Source organism: Bartonella rattaustraliani AUST/NH4 (genome assembly GCF_000312565.1).
GTDB lineage: Bacteria > Pseudomonadota > Alphaproteobacteria > Rhizobiales > Rhizobiaceae > Bartonella > Bartonella rattaustraliani.
In genome coordinates this window covers 1-2,011 of record NZ_CALW02000059.1, presented here as the reverse complement: position 1 = coordinate 2,011, position 2,011 = coordinate 1, and the positions used below count along the sequence as shown (strand labels likewise).

Below are 2,011 nucleotides of genomic sequence, written 5' to 3'. Positions count from 1 at the left end.
TAACAATGAATGGGCATTTTATTGAATCAATACTCAAAAACCTAAAAACACTTTATGATAAGCAAGCCGCTTACAAAACGACCTTCCTGCTTTTTTAAATAGATTGGCTATCTTTAGAGGCTCTCATATGACAGAAGCGCGGTGTCTTATGAAGGCTCGCTAGGTACCTCTTATAAGACAATTCACAAAAATCATTCAATAATAAAGAGCTATGCTTTTAAAGCTAAAAATATGACTTCTAAGAGCGTTTGTAAATTTTATGCAATATAGAGAGGCAAATAACGAAAAAGCTTAAGCAAGCCGTTAATATAGAATCTAAAACACGCAATAAAATAGAAACTGTTTATAAGAAGATGACAATATTTATACACAACGTATTTAAAAAAATACAAAAAATATCAAAAAAGATAAAATATTAATTGACAATAAATGAGTATTTTGATAAATAGATACTCAAGTGCTTAACAACACTAAACCATTAGCGGTTAGGTTACGTAACGACCTTTCCTATGTTTTATATACTGGCTTTCTTTTATGCTCTTGTTAGCATATAAGTGATTTTGCCGGGTGTGGTTACACCATACAATACCCTCACGGGGAAAGTGTAACGACGGACTAATGGCCGTGTTTGTTAGCACCCGGCGCCCTTATGGGTGTCGATAACAAACATTCAAACCATTAGGAGTTCATTATGAACAATACAGTTATATCTTCCATTACAAACGAATCCGCGTCTACTCAGATTGAAAAAAAATATGAACTCACAGATCAAACCATTCTTCGTGAAGGTAAAAAGCTTTATCGCATTAAAGCTTTAAGAGACTTTAGTGATGTTAAGGCTGGTCAACTTGGGGGCTATATCGAAGATGAAAGTAATCTCTCTCATGATGGCAATGCATGGGTTTACGATAACGCCATTGTTGTAACCCCTGGGCGCGTTTCCGAAAATGCACGCGTTTATGGCAATGCTGGCGTGGGGGGCTTTGTATATGGCAATGCCCATGTTTACGGTTTTGCAAAGGTTTTTGCCAATGCCCATGTCTATGGCAATGCACATGTTTTTGATAGTGCAAAAATTGTAAGTAAAGTGCATGTTTATGAAAATGCCAATGCATGCGGCATGGCTATTGTTACTAAGAATATTTGTGGTGATACAATAGAGAATGTTTATACAGAACGTCTTTCACCTTATGGGGAAATTTGCTTTGTTATGTGCCGCCCTCATCGCAAAACAACCTAATGAATGACGGCGTGCGGGGGCGCCCCTCCTTTAAACATCTCATTTTAAAATTTAAATCTCTTTATAAAGGAATTGTGCTATGCAAAAAAGTTTGCACTCACAAATGAAACGCGTGTATTTAATAATCAAACTCTTTATCGCATTAAAGCATTAAAAGACTTTGCTGATGTTAAGGCTGGCGATCTAGGCGGCTTTATTGAAAGTGAAAGCAACCTCTCTCATGATGGCAATTGCTGGGTTTATGATAATGCTCTTGTTTTAAATCCAGCCCATATTTATGAAAATGCTAAAGTTTTTAATAATGCTATTATAATGGGCTTGGTTTATGGCAATGCCCATGTATGCAACCGTGCCCGCGTTTATGCCAATGCTCATGTTTATGACAATGCACACCTTTCTTATAATGCTTGGGTTTGTGGGCGGGTTTATGGCAATGCAAAATTATCAGGAAATGCTCGTATTCATAGAGATGCTGATATTTATGATCATGCTATTATCAGTGGCTCTGCTAAAATTTATGGCAAGGTTTATGGCTCTGCTCATGTGGGGGGGTATACTGAGGTCTACGGCTCTGTTTATGGCAATGCAAAAGTGACTGGCTATCACACTATTAGAGGTTTGGTGCATGGCAATGCGAGGTTAAAAAGAGATGGTAATTCATATGTCAAACAAAACGTTTATTATGCATATGGGATTCCTGAGGATTGTGAAATTTATGAAAACGATACCGTTGTAAAGATTATTGAAAATAAAGCCGCATAATAACACTAC

General features: G+C 36.9%; 2 protein-coding genes. Both read left to right on the top strand.

Annotation, left to right across the window (positions count from 1 at the left end; all coding sequences use genetic code 11):
* The first annotated feature begins 691 nt into the window (after positions 1-691).
* Positions 692-1,240 carry a hypothetical protein gene (locus tag BN67_RS08370; protein WP_019223665.1) on the top strand — a complete coding sequence of 183 codons (549 nt, stop codon included), beginning with the start codon at positions 692-694 and terminating at the stop codon, positions 1,238-1,240.
* A 72-nt stretch (positions 1,241-1,312) separates the two neighbouring features.
* Positions 1,313-2,002 (top strand): hypothetical protein, encoded by a 690-nt coding sequence (locus BN67_RS08365; protein ID WP_019223664.1) that lies wholly within the window; start codon positions 1,313-1,315, stop codon positions 2,000-2,002.
* The last annotated feature ends 9 nt before the right edge of the window (positions 2,003-2,011 follow it).